General features: G+C 68.8%; 13 protein-coding genes and 1 tRNA gene. 7 read left to right on the top strand and 7 right to left on the bottom strand.

What is annotated here, in order from left to right; translation table 11 throughout:
* Positions 1-100 precede the first annotated feature (100 nt).
* The gene (locus QFZ58_RS18895; RefSeq protein WP_307126074.1) at positions 101-1,177 is read right to left on the bottom strand and encodes a hypothetical protein; all 1,077 of its coding nucleotides are present in this window, start codon (positions 1,175-1,177) and stop codon (positions 101-103) included.
* Positions 1,178-1,256: 79 nt separating this feature from the next.
* On the opposite strand from QFZ58_RS18895, the gene QFZ58_RS18890 reads away from it, so the two are divergent.
* Positions 1,257-1,712, top strand: a complete 456-nt coding sequence (locus QFZ58_RS18890; RefSeq protein ID WP_307126073.1) for a MarR family winged helix-turn-helix transcriptional regulator — start codon at positions 1,257-1,259, stop codon at positions 1,710-1,712.
* 360 nt (positions 1,713-2,072) lie between these two features.
* Here the strand turns inward: QFZ58_RS18890 and QFZ58_RS18885 are convergent.
* Positions 2,073-2,155, bottom strand: a tRNA-Leu gene (locus QFZ58_RS18885).
* 315 nt (positions 2,156-2,470) lie between these two features.
* Between QFZ58_RS18885 and QFZ58_RS18880 the strand changes: the two genes are divergently transcribed.
* The 6 genes from QFZ58_RS18880 to pknB all read left to right on the top strand — a co-directional run bounded on the left by QFZ58_RS18880 (position 2,471) and on the right by pknB (position 10,508).
* Positions 2,471-3,331, top strand: a complete 861-nt coding sequence (locus QFZ58_RS18880) for a DUF3662 and FHA domain-containing protein (protein ID WP_307126072.1) — start codon at positions 2,471-2,473, stop codon at positions 3,329-3,331.
* A 10-nt stretch (positions 3,332-3,341) separates the two neighbouring features.
* On the top strand, positions 3,342-3,857 hold the full coding sequence (locus tag QFZ58_RS18875) for an FHA domain-containing protein (protein ID WP_307126071.1): 516 nt from the start codon (positions 3,342-3,344) through the stop codon (positions 3,855-3,857).
* Between the two features lie 129 nt (positions 3,858-3,986).
* Positions 3,987-5,459, top strand: coding sequence for a Stp1/IreP family PP2C-type Ser/Thr phosphatase (locus tag QFZ58_RS18870; RefSeq protein WP_307126070.1), 1,473 nt, complete (start codon positions 3,987-3,989; stop codon positions 5,457-5,459).
* A 22-nt stretch (positions 5,460-5,481) separates the two neighbouring features.
* On the top strand, positions 5,482-6,882 hold the full coding sequence (locus QFZ58_RS18865; RefSeq protein ID WP_307126069.1) for an FtsW/RodA/SpoVE family cell cycle protein: 1,401 nt from the start codon (positions 5,482-5,484) through the stop codon (positions 6,880-6,882).
* Complete coding sequence (locus QFZ58_RS18860) at positions 6,879-8,336, top strand: penicillin-binding protein 2 (RefSeq protein ID WP_307126068.1); 1,458 nt, start codon at positions 6,879-6,881, stop codon at positions 8,334-8,336. The genes QFZ58_RS18865 and QFZ58_RS18860 overlap by 4 nt, the downstream gene beginning before the upstream one ends.
* A 168-nt stretch (positions 8,337-8,504) precedes the next feature.
* Positions 8,505-10,508 (top strand): Stk1 family PASTA domain-containing Ser/Thr kinase, encoded by a 2,004-nt coding sequence (gene pknB, locus QFZ58_RS18855; RefSeq protein ID WP_307126067.1) that lies wholly within the window; start codon positions 8,505-8,507, stop codon positions 10,506-10,508.
* 85 nt (positions 10,509-10,593) lie between these two features.
* Here pknB and QFZ58_RS18850 read toward each other — a convergent pair whose 3' ends face one another.
* From QFZ58_RS18850 to QFZ58_RS18830, 5 genes are all read right to left on the bottom strand, one after another.
* Positions 10,594-11,328 (bottom strand): class E sortase, encoded by a 735-nt coding sequence (locus tag QFZ58_RS18850; protein ID WP_307126066.1) that lies wholly within the window; start codon positions 11,326-11,328, stop codon positions 10,594-10,596.
* 36 nt (positions 11,329-11,364) lie between these two features.
* Positions 11,365-12,783, bottom strand: a complete 1,419-nt coding sequence (locus tag QFZ58_RS18845) for a class E sortase (protein WP_307126065.1) — start codon at positions 12,781-12,783, stop codon at positions 11,365-11,367.
* Positions 12,780-13,418 (bottom strand): aminodeoxychorismate/anthranilate synthase component II, encoded by a 639-nt coding sequence (locus tag QFZ58_RS18840; RefSeq protein ID WP_307126064.1) that lies wholly within the window; start codon positions 13,416-13,418, stop codon positions 12,780-12,782. Before QFZ58_RS18840 ends, QFZ58_RS18845 begins: the two co-directional genes overlap by 4 nt.
* Positions 13,415-13,603 (bottom strand): hypothetical protein, encoded by a 189-nt coding sequence (locus tag QFZ58_RS18835; RefSeq protein WP_307126063.1) that lies wholly within the window; start codon positions 13,601-13,603, stop codon positions 13,415-13,417. Before QFZ58_RS18835 ends, QFZ58_RS18840 begins: the two co-directional genes overlap by 4 nt.
* Positions 13,604-13,739: 136 nt before the next feature.
* Positions 13,740-14,465, bottom strand: a complete 726-nt coding sequence (locus QFZ58_RS18830; protein ID WP_307128916.1) for a DUF881 domain-containing protein — start codon at positions 14,463-14,465, stop codon at positions 13,740-13,742.
* Between the last annotated feature and the right edge of the window lie 88 nt (positions 14,466-14,553).

The raw sequence follows: 14,553 nt of genomic DNA, 5'->3' as shown, positions 1-14,553 counted from the left end.
GGCCGGCCGGCAGGCACGACGCCCACCGGGGCGGGCACCGCCCCGCCTCCGGCGCGGTCTCAGACGCCGACCGCCTCTTCCATCTCTCCGTCTCTCCGTCTCAGACGCCGACCGCCTCTTCCATCTCCTCCTCGTCGGCTGCCGCCCCCGCAGAGGGGAGTGCCGCCGCGTGCGACCGCTCCGCGACCGCGCGACGCCTCCTCGACTCGGCCAGGCCGGCCACTGCCATGACTGCCAGGCCCGCCAGGAACCACAGAGCCAGCACGAGCACGTGGCCACCCAGTCCGTGACCGCCGAAGTACACATGGCTGCGTACCCCTTCGACGAGACCGGCACCGTTCCAGAAGGCATGGAGGGAACCGAAGAAGCCGGGCTGCAGCTCGGGGCGGAAGATGCCGCCGGAACTCGTGAAGTTGAGCATGACGAAGAGCACCATCACGCCGAGCGTGGTCCACCGCTTGAGAAACGTGTGGAGCCCGACCCCGATCAGGAGGATGCCCGCCGAATAGAGCCAGGCCATGGCCCACAGCCCGGCGAGGCCGTGATCCACAAGGCCGAACAGTGGCCCGGCGAACACCGCCCCGATGACGCTCACCACGAGCGACGCGCCGACCGCGAGTGCGGCCCTGATCCTCAACGCCAGCACCGCCCCCGCACCGCCGATCACCGCGACCGACGCGTACGACCCGATACTGACCGCCACGAGCAGGAAGAAGATGCCCTGGCCGGTCGGATCGCCGTCCGCCGTCGGTGCCACATTCGTCACCTGAAGCGGCGAGCCCTGTCCGGCGGCGACCTCGGTGAAGACCTTCTGGACCACCGTGGCGCTGGTGTCCGACGAAGCGGTGGCCACCAGCAGTTCGGGGCTCTCCCCCGGCAGGTAGGCGCCGTAACTCTGTTCCCTCATCAAGTGGTTCACCGCGGTGTCGCGGTCGGCTACCGTGCGCACGCTCAGCGCACCGTCGCCCTTGTCCTGCAAGGTCTGTGCGAGCGCGTGGGCACTCGCTCCGGAGCCGACGACATCAACCCTCAGGTCGTGCGGCTGGGGGGCGTGGAAGGCACCCAGGTAGGCCAGCCCCATGCCGATGCACATCAGCAGCGGCGTGACGAGATGACTGAGCACATGACGCAGGGCACCGGCGGTGGAGCCTGAGGTGTCGCCCGGACCCGTTGACATACGACGTCCTCCTACAGTTGTCTTTTACAACTCATCATTTCGTTGTAGTCTACAACCAGATTTCGAGAAAGGTGAAGCCGTGACAGGCAGCCCCCGGGAACGCGAAGAGTCACTGGAGGTCATCCAGCGCGAGCTCACGGCCTTCGCACGGCGTGCGCGCGCCGCGGCGGCACGGCTCCATCCGGATCTGCCCCTGGTGTCGTACACGCTGCTCGCCCACATCGATCACCGTCAGGGCTGCCGCGCGACCGACCTTGCGGCGCACTACATGCTGGACAAGTCGACGGTGAGCCGACAGATCGCGGCCTTGGAGAAGCTCGGCCTGGTGGAGCGTCATCCGGCTCCGGACGACCAGCGCATCCAGGTGCTGCACCCCACCGCAGCCGGCGTCCGGACCCTCGCCTCGACGCAGGCCAGCCGCCACGCCGCCTACCGCGAGCGACTCGGCGAGTGGACGACCGAGGACCTCGGCCGGTTCGCGGAGTACCTGCTGCGTTACAACGAGGCCGGCGAGGACACCGGGCGTTCCACGTGAAACGCGCACCGGACGGTCGCCTCCGCGCCGTGTGCGGACTTCGTCACAGGGGGCACCGTCCCGCGCCACGCGGTGGCGCCGCCTTCCCGCATCGGCCGATCACTTCACGCAGGTGCTCCCGCACACCCGCCCACGCCCGACGCGCCCGTGCCCGACGCGTACGCAACGCTGCGACCCCCGCCTGAGGAAGACCCGCGGCAGAGGCCCCCGGCCGGAAGGAGACACCATGTGCCGCGCGAGCCCTGTGCGTTCCCCGTTCCGGGGACACGACCGAGGGCAAACGAAGAACCCCCGCTCCGGATCTCTCCGAAGCGGGGGTTCTGTCGAACCAACCTGGCAGCTGCAAGCAACTACCCGTTGTGCGCGAGGGGGGATTTGAACCCCCACGTCCCTAAGGACACTGGCACCTGAAGCCAGCGCGTCTGCCGTTCCGCCACTCGCGCAAGAGTGGTGTTTTCAGACTCTCTCACCGTGTGGTGCGAGCGCCTGGCGACATCCGGAAGATTAGCACGCTGGACAGGGTGGATTCACATCCGTTGTTTCGCGCAACCCGCGAGGGGCACGGGGAACCCGAAGACGCCGCCCCCACTCCTCCTGAGTGCACGCGGAGTGCGGGACACTGTCGGGAGGGCACCTCTACGATCCGTGTGAGGGGTGACACTCATCCACTGTGCAGACAAGGGGAACCAGCCGATTTCCCGACGCGTGGATACGATCAGTAAGCAGTACAGGCAAGACGACACCGGAGGAGGTGCCCCATGGGAGTCATGAAGCGTTTCGAGCAGCGTCTCGAAGGTCTGGTCAATGGCACCTTCGCCAAGGTCTTCAAGTCCGAGGTGCAGCCGGTCGAGATCGCAGGCGCCCTCCAGCGCGAGTGCGACAACAACGCAACAATCTGGAACCGCGAGCGGACCGTCGTACCCAACGACTTCATCGTCGAGCTCAGCACGCCCGACTACGAGCGGCTCAGCCCCTACTCGGGGCAGCTCGGCGACGAGCTCTCCGGCCTCGTCCGGGACTACGCCAAGCAGCAGCGGTACACCTTCATGGGACCGATCAAGGTTCATCTGGAGAAGGCGGACGACCTCGACACGGGGCTCTACCGCGTGCGCAGCCGGACCCTGGCGTCGAGTACGTCACAGCAGGGCCAGCAGAGCGGCCCCGCGCCCTTCGCCCAGCCGAACCGCCCCGCCGCTCCCCAAGGGCCGGGTGGTTACGGCTACCCGCCCTCCTCCCCTCCGCCCATGCCCCCGGCCCCGCCGCCGGGTGCCGGGCGCTCCGGAGGCCCTTCCAGCGACTGGCGCCCGCCGGCCGCGTCCGGCCCCCTGCCGGACGCCCAGGTACGGCGCTGGATCGAGATCAACGGCACCCGCCATCAGATCTCCCGCCCGACGTTGGTGATGGGACGAAGCACCGACGCCGACGTGCGGATCGACGACCCCGGCGTATCGCGCCGGCACTGTGAGATCCGGACCGGAACGCCCTCGACGATCCAGGATCTCGGGTCCACCAACGGCATCGTGGTGGACGGGCAGCACACCACCCGCGCTACGCTCCGCGACGGCTCGCGGATCGTCGTGGGCAGCACCACCATCGTTTACCGGCAAGCCGAAGGGTGAAGCGGGGGCAATGTCAGAGCTGACCCTGACGGTCATGCGGCTAGGTTTCCTGGCTGTTCTGTGGCTATTCGTAATCGTGGCCGTCCAGGTCATTCGCAGCGACCTGTTCGGAACGCGCGTCACGCAGCGCGGCTCACGCCGCACTGCCGCCGACGCGCGCCCGCAGCAGGCTCGCCAACAGCAAGCAGCACCCCCTCAGCAGCGCCAGCAGCCAGGGCGTCAGCGCCGAGGGGCACCCACGAAGCTGGTCGTCTCCGAGGGGACGCTCACCGGCACCACGGTCGCGCTCCAGGGCCAGACCATCACGCTGGGGCGTGCGCACGACTCAACGATCGTGCTGGACGACGACTACGCGTCCAGCAGGCATGCCAGGATCTACCCGGACCGTGACGGCCAGTGGATCGTCGAGGATCTCGGGTCCACCAACGGCACCTATCTCGACCGGACCCGGCTCACCACCCCGACACCTGTTCCGCTGGGCGCGCCGATCCGCATCGGCAAGACCGTCATCGAGCTGCGGAAGTAGTACGACAATGAGCGAGCGGAGCGAGCGAGCCGCAGCGGTCCTGACGAAGGACCCGGTGCGGCTCCCGACCGGAGGGTGGGCAGTGTGGCTCGAGACCGGCTGTACCCCGAGCCGACGGGCGAGGTGCGCATGAGCTTGTCCCTGCGCTTCGCCGCCGGATCGCACAAAGGCATGATCCGGGAGGGGAACGAGGATTCCGGCTACGCCGGCCCCCGCCTCCTCGCGATCGCCGACGGCATGGGTGGCCAGGCGGCCGGTGAGGTCGCCAGCTCCGAGGTGATCTCCACGCTCGTCCAGCTCGACGACGACGTGCCGGGCTCCGACATCCTCACCTCGCTCGGCACGGCGGTCCAGCGGGCCAACGACCAGCTGCGCGTCATGGTCGAGGAGGACCCCCAGCTCGAGGGCATGGGCACCACGCTCACCGCCCTGCTCTGGACCGGTCAGCGCCTCGGCCTCGTCCACGTCGGCGACTCGCGCGCCTACCTCCTGCGGGACGGCGTACTGACGCAGATCACCCAGGACCACACCTGGGTGCAGCGCCTGGTCGACGAGGGCCGGATCACCGAGGAAGAGGCCACCACCCACCCGCAGCGCTCACTGCTGATGCGGGCGCTCGGCAGCGGCGACCACGTGGAGCCCGATCTCTCCGTCCGCGAGGTCCGCGCCGGTGACCGCTACCTGATCTGCTCGGACGGTCTCTCCGGCGTCGTCTCGCACCAGACGATGGAGGAGACGCTCGCCAGCTACCAGGGCCCCCAGGAGACCATCCAGGAGCTCATCCAGCTCGCCCTGCGCGGCGGTGGCCCCGACAACATCACGTGCATCGTGGCCGACGTGCTGGACGTCGACAGCAACGACACCCTGGCCGGACAGCTCAACGACACCCCGGTCATCGTCGGCGCGGTCGCCGAGAACCAGGCCGCCCAGGCGAACGACGGCCGTGCCATGGAGACACCCGCCGGTCGCGCGGCCGGCCTCGGCCGCCCCGTCCCCCCGCCCGCCGGAGGCTTCGGCCCCCCCGGCAGCGGCGACGACATGGGTTACGGCTCCGGTCCGGACGGTGCTCTGAGCTACACCGACGACGACTTCGTCAAGCCCCGCGGCGGCCGCAAGTGGCTGAAGCGGTCGGTCTACATCGTGCTGGCCCTGGCCGTCATCGGCGGTGGCGTGTACGGGGGCTACCGCTGGACCCAGACCCAGTTCTACGTCGGCGCCAAGGACGAGAACGTCGCGCTGTTCCGCGGGATCAGCCAGGACCTCGCCTGGGTCTCGCTCTCCGACGTCGAAGAGAACACCGAGATCGAACTGAAGTACCTCCCGCCCTACCAGCGCAAGCAGGTGGAGGCGACCATTGCCGAGGGCAACCTCATGGATGCCCGCCAGAAGGTCAGCGAGCTCGACGCACAGGCGTCCGCGTGCAAGAAGGCCGCACAGCGCCGCGCGGCCCAGGCGGAAGCCGCCAAGAACCAGAACGAGAACGCCGACAGCACATCCGCCACGCCCCCCGCCAAGGGCGACAAGAAGACCGCGACCCCCACTCCCGGCCCCAGCCTCTCGGAGGAAGAGAAGAAGCTGGTCCCGCAGTGCGGCAAGCAGTAAGCCGTAGGGGGCCTTCAGCACCATGAGCGTTGTCACCAACACCACCACCATCGGCGCGATCGACGCGCCGAGCCGACGCAACACCGAGCTGGCGCTGGTCGCGTTCGCCGTCCTGATCTCGGTGTTCGCGTACGCCAACGTGGGCCTCGCCCTCAATGGCGAACTGCCCGCCGGCATGCTCGGCTACGGACTGGGTCTCGCCCTGCTCGGAGGCGTGGCCCACCTCGCCGTACGGCGGTTCGCCCCGTACGCGGACCCGCTGCTGCTGCCGCTGGCAACGCTGCTGAACGGGCTGGGTCTCGCTTTCATCTGGCGTCTGGACCAGTCGGAGCGCTTCCAGGCCCTCGAGACGTTCGCTCCTGCCGCCTCCAAGCAGCTGATCTTCTCCGCGGTCGGTGTGGCTCTGATGGTGGGCGTCCTCATCGCGCTCAAGGACCACCGCATCCTGCAGCGCTACACCTACATCTCCATGATGGTGGCGCTGATCCTGCTGATCCTGCCGATGTTCTTCCCCGCCGTGAACGGCGCCAAGATCTGGATCAACATTCCGGGCGTCGGCACGATCCAGCCCGGAGAGTTCGCCAAGATCGTCATCGCCGTCTTCTTCGCCGGCTACCTCATGGTCAAGCGCGACGCGCTGGCCCTGGCAAGCCGACGCTTCATGGGCATCTACCTCCCCCGTGGCCGCGACCTCGGACCCATCCTGATGGTCTGGGCGTTCTCGATCCTGATCCTCGTCTTCGAGACCGACCTCGGGTCCTCGCTGCTCTTCTTCGGCATGTTCGTCGTCATGCTGTACGTCGCGACCGAGCGCACCAGCTGGATCGTCTTCGGCCTGCTGATGTCCGGGGCCGGCGCGGTCGGTGTCGCCTCGTTCGAGCCGCATGTCCAGGACCGCGTCACCGCGTGGCTCGACCCGTTCGCCGGCTGGGGCAAGATTCCCGCCAGCGAGCAGATGGCCAAGTCCCTGATGGCCTTCGGTTCCGGTGGCACCCTCGGCACCGGGCTCGGCCAGGGCAACTCCGACCTGATCGGCTTCGCCGCCAACTCCGACTTCATCCTCGCCACCGTCGGTGAGGAGCTCGGACTCGCCGGAATGATGGGTGTCCTGCTCGTCTACGGCCTGATCGTCGAGCGCGGCGTCCGCACGGCGCTCGCCGCGCGCGACCCCTTCGGCAAGCTCCTGGCGATCGGCCTCTCCGGCTCGTTCGCCATCCAGGTCTTCGTCGTCGCCGGCGGCGTCATGGGGCTCATCCCGCTGACCGGTATGACCATGCCGTTCCTCGCCCAGGGTGGCTCGTCCGTCATCGCGAACTGGGCCCTCGTCGGCATCCTGATCAGGATCAGCGATACCGCCCGCCGTCCCGCCCCGGCCCCCGCTCCGTCCCCGGACGCCGAGATGACCCAGGTGGTCCGACCGTGAACAAGCCGCTCCGCCGCATCGCCATGTTCTGCGGCCTCCTCATCCTGGCCCTGCTCGTCCGGACCAACTACCTGCAGTACGTCCGGGCCGACGAGCTCAACGCCAACGAGCACAACCGCCGCGTCGAGATCGAGCGCTACGCACACGAGCGCGGCAACATCATCGTCGACGGTGAACCGATCACCGGCTCCGTCGAGACGACGGACGGCGACTTCAAGTACAAGCGGGTCTGGAAGGACGGCCCCATGTGGGCGCCCGTCACCGGCTACTCCTCGCAGGCCTTCGACTCCTCGCAGCTGGAGAACCTCGAGGACGGCATCCTCACCGGCAACAGCGACCAGCTGTTCTTCGACCGCACCCTGTCGATGTTCACCGGCGAGAAGAAGACCGGCGGCAACATCGTCACGACCCTGGACGGCGCCGCCCAGAAGGCCGCCTTCGAAGGGCTCGGCGACAAGAAGGGCGCCGTCGCGGCGCTCGACCCGCAGACCGGCGCCATCCTGGCCCTGGCCAGCACCCCCTCGTACGACCCCTCGGTCTTCGCGGGCAACTCCTTCAAGGACTCCGACGCCCGGCAGAAGCTCCTGAAGGACGAGGACAAGCCGATGCTGAACCGGGCACTGCGGGAGACCTACCCGCCCGGCTCGACGTTCAAGGTCGTCACCGCCGCCGCGGCGCTGGAGAACGGCCTCTACACCGACATCGACGCCGATACCGAATCGCCCCTGCCCTGGCAGCTCCCCCAGTCGACGAACCTGCTGCAGAACGAGGGCGACATCCCCTGCGAGAACGCTTCGCTCCGGGAGGCCCTGCGCTGGTCCTGCAACACGGTCTTCGGCAAGATGAGCGACGACCTCGGCAACGACAAGATGATCGAGCAGGCCGACAAGTTCGGCTTCAACAAAGAGGTCTTCACCCCGGTCCGCGCGGACGCCAGCATTTACCCGAAGGACAACCGCCCGCAGAACGCGATGGCGGGCATCGGCCAGGCGTCCAACCGCGCGACACCACTGCAGATGGCCATGGTGGCCTCCGCGATCGCCAACGACGGCAAGCTCATGCAGCCGTACATGGTCGCCCAGCGGCAGGCCCCCAACCTGGACGTCATCTACACCCACGAGAAGGAGCAGCTCAGCGAGCCGCTCTCGGGGGAGAACGCCCAGAAGCTGCAGCAGATGATGGAGACCGTGGTCAAGGACGGCACGGGGAAGAACGCACAGATCGACGGGGTGACGGTCGGCGGCAAGACCGGAACCGCGCAGCACGGCCTCAACAACAGCGAGAAGCCGTACGCCTGGTTCATCTCGTACGCCAAGACCGACAGCGGCTCCCCCGTCGCCGTCGCCGTGGTCGTCGAGGACGGTAACGCCAACCGTGACGACATCTCCGGTGGCGGTCTGGCCGCCCCCATCGCCAAGAGCGTGATGAAGGCGGTACTCGACGGAAAGAAGTGACACTCGTCACAACTTCTGTCCACACCAGCACATTGGTATACCGGTCGGATATCAGCTGACGGGTGCGGGCCGATCACGCCGTGAGCGCCCGGTAGCGTTAGCGCGAACAGCGCACCGCCGGACCACACACGGGTGCGGTCGGGACTGACGGAGAGGGCTGGATCAGTTATGGAAGAGCCGCGTCGCCTCGGCGGCCGGTACGAGCTGGGCTCGGTGCTCGGTCGTGGTGGCATGGCCGAGGTCTACATCGCTCACGACACCCGGCTCGGCCGCACCGTCGCCGTGAAGACGCTGCGGGCCGACCTCGCCCGCGATCCGTCCTTCCAGGCCCGGTTCCGCCGTGAGGCCCAGTCGGCCGCCTCGCTCAACCACCCCGCGATCGTCGCCGTCTACGACACCGGCGAGGACTACGTCGACGGTGTCTCCATCCCCTACATCGTGATGGAGTACGTCGACGGCTCGACGCTGAGGGAGCTTCTGCACTCGGGGCGCAAGCTGCTGCCCGAGCGCACGCTCGAGATGACCGTCGGGATCCTCCAGGCACTGGAGTACTCCCACCGCGCGCAGATCGTCCACCGCGACATCAAGCCGGCGAACGTCATGCTGACGCGCACCGGTCAGGTCAAGGTCATGGACTTCGGTATCGCCCGTGCCATGGGTGACTCCGGCATGACGATGACCCAGACCGCCGCCGTCATCGGGACCGCCCAGTACCTCTCCCCGGAGCAGGCCAAGGGTGAGCAGGTCGACGCGCGCTCCGACCTCTACTCGACCGGCTGCCTGCTCTACGAGCTGCTCGCCGTGCGGCCCCCGTTCGTCGGGGACTCGCCCGTGGCGGTCGCCTACCAGCACGTGCGCGAGGAGCCGCAGCCTCCGAGCAACTTCGACCCCGAGATCACGCCCGAGATGGACGCGATCGTGTTGAAGGCGCTGACCAAGGACCCCGACTACCGCTATCAGTCGGCCGACGAGATGCGCGCCGACATCGAGGCGTGCCTCGACGGGCAGCCGGTCGCGGCCACCGCGGCGATGGGCGCGGCGGGCTACGGGGGTTACGACGCCTACAACAGCGACCAGCCCACCACGGCCCTGCGCCAGGCGGACGCGGGCGGTGCCCCGACCTCCATGCTGCCGCCGGTCGGTCCGGACGACGGCGGTTACGGACACGACGACCGCCCGGGTCGCCGGCGCCAGCAGAAGAAGAGCAACACCTCGACGATCCTGCTGGTCGTCGCGGGCGTCCTGGTGCTGATCGGTGCGATCCTCATCGGCCGTTCGGTCTTCGGCGAGAACGAGGGCAGCAGCGGCACCATCGACGTACCGAAGATGGTCGGCTCCACGGTCGCCGACGCCCAGAGACTCGCGGACAACGCCGAGGTCACCCTGAAGGTGGGCGCGAAGGAGCCCTGCGAGAACCAGGACGAGGGCAAGATCTGCAGCCAGTCCCCGGCGGCCGGCCAGATGGAGACGGGCGAGACCGTCACCGTCGTCGTCTCCACCGGCGCGCCGAAGGTCGAGGTCCCGAACGTCCTGGAGAAGTCCGAGGAGACGGCCCGCCAGGAGCTGGAGGACAAGGGCTTCACGGTCAAGGTCATCTCGGCCGAGTCCGACGCGACCCCGGGCACGGTCACCGAGCAGAAGCCGGATGGTGGCTCCAAGGTCGCCAAGGACAGCGAGATCACGCTCACGGTGGCCAAGCAGGCCCTGCTCGACCTGCCGGTGCTGAACCGCACGTACGCGGAAGCGGAAGCCCAGCTCCGGGGCATCGGGTTCACCAACATCAGCCAGACGGAGGTCGACTCGGACCAGCCGAAGGGCATGGTCGTCGGCCAGACCCCGGAAGGCCCGAGCAAGCAGGCCAAGGACGTCCAGATCGTCCTGAAGGTCTCCAAGGGCCCGCCGGAGCCGCAGCAGGTGGGCGTCCCCGACCTGGCCAACATGACGCTCGGCCAGGCGAAGGCCGCTCTGGCCCAGGCCGGGTTGCAGATCAACGTCCAGGGCGCGACCGACGACAATGCCAAGGTGGTCGGATTCCAGCCGCAGGCAGGCCAGATGGTCGACAAGAACAGCGTGGTCAACGTGCAGGCCCTGCCCGGCAACGCGGGCGGGGACAACGGGGGCAACGGAGGCAACGGGGGCAACGGGGGCCTCTTCGGCGGCCAGCAGGGCTAGACCGGCCGGCCCGGCCGTATCGCGCACGCAGGGGCCCCGGTCACCACCACGGTGACCGGGGCCCCTCACGTGCGTCCACCGGCGGCTAGCGCAGCTCCACCGGCTTCGTACGGTCGCTGTCCACCTTCTCCGTGCGGACCAGCTCACCCCACACGATGTAGCGGTACTTCGACGTGTAGACCGGTGTGCAGGTGGTCAGGGTGATGTAGCGGCCGGGCTTCTTGACGCCCGACTCCTTGGGCACCGGCGCGATCGCGTCGACGTCGTACTTCGACGTCTCCGGAAGCTCCGCGTAGACCTTGTAGACGTACCAGGTGTCCTCGGTCTCGAAGACGACCGCGTCGCCCTTCTTCACCTTGTCGATGTTGTGGAACCTGGCGCCGTGACCGTCCCGGTGGGCGGCGAGCGCGAAGTTGCCCTCGGCATCCGAGGGAAGGGCCGACTTCACGGGGTCCGTGTAGTAGCCGGCGATGCCGTTGTTGAGGGTCTCGGTGTCGGTGCCCTTCTTGACCAGCACCTCGCCGTTCTTCATCGCGGGCACGTGCAGGAAGCCGATGCCGTCCTTGGTGTCGAGCTCCCCCGGGCCCCGGCCTTCAGCCCAGTGGTCGCGGACGGTGTCCCCCTGCTTGCCCGCCTCGCGGTCGGCGAGGACGTTGGTCCACCACAGCGAGTAGACGACGAACAGCCCCAGCACGAGACCGGCGGTGATCAGCAGCTCGCCGAACAAGCTCACGGCCGTCGCGACGGGATGACGGTTTCCGCGCCGCACCGGGGGCGTCGACTCCTCGGCGCGCTCTTCCTGCTCGGTCCTCGCTGCCACCGCACCCGCCCCTGTCGTGATGTCGCCCAGCTCACCTCAGCCGACGAGCGCGTCGGGCTTCCCCTTGCTGCGCGGCCGTTCGTCGACCATCTTGCCCCACACGATCATTCGGTACGTACTCGTGAATTCCGGGGTGCAGGTCGTGAGTGTGATGTATCTGCCCGGACCGGTGAAGCCGGACTGCCGCGGCACGGGGTCGATGACCGAGACGTTGGACGGCGAGGTCTGCGGAAGGATGCTGGTCATCTCGTACGTGTAGTACGCGTCCTGCGTCTCGACCACGATGGGGTCACCGGGCTTCAGCTTGTTGATGTACCGGAAAGGTTCGCCATGCGTGTTGCGGTGACCGGCCACGGAGAAGTTCCCCTGCTTCGCCGAGGGCATCGCGGTCTTCAGCTTGCCCTCGGCGTAGTGACCGACCATTCCGCGGTCGAGGACCTTCTCCTTGCTGATGCCCTCGGCGATCGGTGCGACCACGTCCAGCTTGGGAATGTGCATGATGGCGAAGCCCTGGCCGGGCTCGAAGACCCCAGGCGTGCGCGCCCCGTTCGCCCATCCGTCCTGGATCTTGTGCGTCTCGCGTCCGGCGATCTGGTCGGCGCGGACGTTGGTCCACCACAGCTGGTAGGTGACGAACAGAAGCATCAGCACACCGAAGGTGATGAACATTTCGCCGACGACCCGGCTCGCCACGACAGCCGGGCTGTCCTTGGCGGCACGGGCGGCCCGCCGGGCCTCCAGGCGTGACATCGGTACGGCGGGTACCGCCGCGGCGGCGCCCGCGTCCGCCGGGCGGGCGGGCTCCCCACGTCGTCTTCCGCGGCCCTTCGCCGCCCGGCGGCGCTCCGCCCGCCCGCCGGTCGGCAGGGGTGCGGTGGCGGGTCCCTGGTCATCGGCACCGGACAGGCCGGGCGCGTCGGCCAGGCCCGGCGCGTCGGCCACACGTGCCGCGCGCGGGGGCACGGCAGCCGTCCGCAGGGCGACGGTCTCGTCCGCAGCCACGGGGGCGGGAGCGGACACCGGCCGTGGGGCCGGTTCCGGAGCGGGGGCCCGTTCCGGAGCAGGGGCCGGTTCCGGAGCGGGGGGCCGCCCCGGAGCAGGGGCCGGTTCCGGAGCGGGGGCCGGTCTCGGAGCGGGTGCCTGTTCCGGCCCCTGCTGCCCGTACCAGTCCCGCTGATAGCCCTCCGGGTCGTACCACTCATGTGGAGGCTGCGGTGGCGTCTGAGCCCGCTCCGGGGCCTGCTGGGGCCCCGCCGGAGGCACCTGCCGGGCCTCGTCGCCGGGCGGGGGAGTCTCCGCCCGGAACCAGGGCGACGCGTGCCGCCCCGGCAGCGGGTCGTTCAGCGGGTCCGCCAGCCGCTCCACCGCCGACTCGAACGTGCCATCGGCCTCGTACGCCCCCTGGGCGTACGGGCCTCCCTGTCCGGCATCGGGTTCGGGGCGGAGTGGGGTCACGCGGCGGCCTTGCCCACCACCGGCGCGAGCCCCGCCGATCTCTCGACGGCCCCCGCGTCGCCGCACCGCTCCAGCCAGTTGGCGAGCATCAGGTGCCCGTGCTCGGTGAGCACCGACTCGGGGTGGAACTGCACTCCCTCCACCGCGAGTTCACGGTGGCGCAGCCCCATGATGATGCCGTCGGCCGTCCGTGCCGTGACCTCGAGCTCGGGCGGGAGCGTGGCCGGCTCGGCGGCGAGGGAGTGGTAGCGCGTCGCCGTGAAGGGCGACGGCAGACCGGCGAACACTCCCTTGCTCCCGTGGAGCACGGGAGAGGTCTTGCCGTGCAACAGCTCGGGCGCGCGGTCCACGACGCCGCCGTAGGCGACGGCCATCGACTGCATGCCCAGGCACACGCCGAAGACCGGAACGCCGCTGTTCGCGCAGTGGTGCACCATCTCGATGCAGACGCCCGCCTGCTCGGGGGTGCCCGGACCGGGAGACAGCAGCACCCCGTCGAAGCCGTCCTCGGCGTGGGCCGTGGTCACCTCGTCGTTGCGCACCACTTCGCACTCGGCGCCGAGCTGGTAGAGGTACTGCACGATGTTGAAGACGAAGCTGTCGTAGTTGTCGACGACGAGAATGCGTGCGCTCACCGACCCGCCCCCTCTCCACCGGTTCCTTCGCCGTCCACCGTCACGTCACCGAACGGGAGCAGCGGCTCCGCCCAGGGGAAGACGTACTGGAAGAGCGCATAGACCACGGCCAGGACCAGCAGGAGCGAGATGAGCCCTCGCACCCATGTGTTCCCCGGCAGATGCCGCCAGATCCAGCCGTACATGCTGTCGCCTCCATTCCGTTCGGCACCAGACTAAAGGGCCCGGGGACAGGCGTGGGTCAGCTGTGGAAAGCCGCCGGTCCGCCGTGCGTCACGGGTCGTACGGCACGGGGGTGCGGGGGCGGCGGCCGGCGGTTCGCTACTCCACAGGCTGTGCGTAGTGGAGATCCACCGTGCCCGCATAGCCGGGCAGGGCCGTCCGGTCGTCCTCCTCGACCTTCCAGCCCAGGCCGTAGGCCTTCACGTACAGCTGGTAGTTCTGGATCGACGTCGAGTCGTCGAGCGCCTGCTTGAGCTTCCCCCGGTCGCCGACCGCGGTGATCGTGTACGGCGGCGAGTAGACGCGGCCCTGGAGGATGAGCGTGTTGCCGACGCAGCGTACGGCGCTGGTGGAGATCAGCCGCTGGTCCATCACCTGGATCCCGCGTGCTCCGCCCTCCCACAGCGCGTTGACGACGGCCTGCAGATCCTGCTGGTGAATGACCAGGTCATTGGGTTGCGGCTCGGGGTATCCGGGGTTGGCGGTGGCGTCGGGCGGTGCGTCGTTCAGGGTGACGGACAGGGACTCGCCGGTGAGCTTCGTGGTGCCCGCGGCCTTCTCGAGCGCGTCGAGCTCGGCGTCCTGGGCGCGGGTGCTGCCGTCGTCGCGCCGGGCGAGCCTGTCGATGTCCGCCCGTACGGAAGCGGTCGACGCGTCCAGTTCCGCATTGTTCTCACTGCGCTGCTGGATGAGGTCGGAGAGCTTCAGAAGGGAGGAGTCCGTACGGATGTCGGTGCCCTTGGCCGTGTTTGCGCTGGTCACGAAGATCAGTCCGGCCAGCGCGAAGACACCGGCGGTGAGCCCCTGGACCGGCCACCGGGACATGCGCCGGCCGGGACCTCGGGGGAAGTCGGCAGAATTGCTCAACGTACCCTTATCTCCTTAGGCGCCACGGAAGCACTACGCTAACGGA

Source organism: Streptomyces sp. B1I3 (assembly GCF_030816615.1).
Taxonomy (GTDB): Bacteria; Actinomycetota; Actinomycetes; order Streptomycetales; family Streptomycetaceae; genus Streptomyces.
This window is presented reverse-complemented; position numbering and strand designations above follow the sequence as displayed.

Coding starts and splice junctions, on each gene's coding strand:
- QFZ58_RS18895 (WP_307126074.1), bottom strand. CDS start 1,177: ATGTCAACGGGTCCGGGCGACACCTCAGGCTCCACCGCCGGTGCCCTG.
- QFZ58_RS18865 (WP_307126069.1), top strand. CDS start 5,482: ATGAGCGTTGTCACCAACACCACCACCATCGGCGCGATCGACGCGCCG.
- QFZ58_RS18870 (WP_307126070.1), top strand. CDS start 3,987: ATGAGCTTGTCCCTGCGCTTCGCCGCCGGATCGCACAAAGGCATGATC.
- QFZ58_RS18875 (WP_307126071.1), top strand. CDS start 3,342: ATGTCAGAGCTGACCCTGACGGTCATGCGGCTAGGTTTCCTGGCTGTT.
- QFZ58_RS18830 (WP_307128916.1), bottom strand. CDS start 14,465: ATGTCCCGGTGGCCGGTCCAGGGGCTCACCGCCGGTGTCTTCGCGCTG.
- pknB (WP_307126067.1), top strand. CDS start 8,505: ATGGAAGAGCCGCGTCGCCTCGGCGGCCGGTACGAGCTGGGCTCGGTG.
- QFZ58_RS18880 (WP_307126072.1), top strand. CDS start 2,471: ATGGGAGTCATGAAGCGTTTCGAGCAGCGTCTCGAAGGTCTGGTCAAT.
- QFZ58_RS18835 (WP_307126063.1), bottom strand. CDS start 13,603: ATGTACGGCTGGATCTGGCGGCATCTGCCGGGGAACACATGGGTGCGA.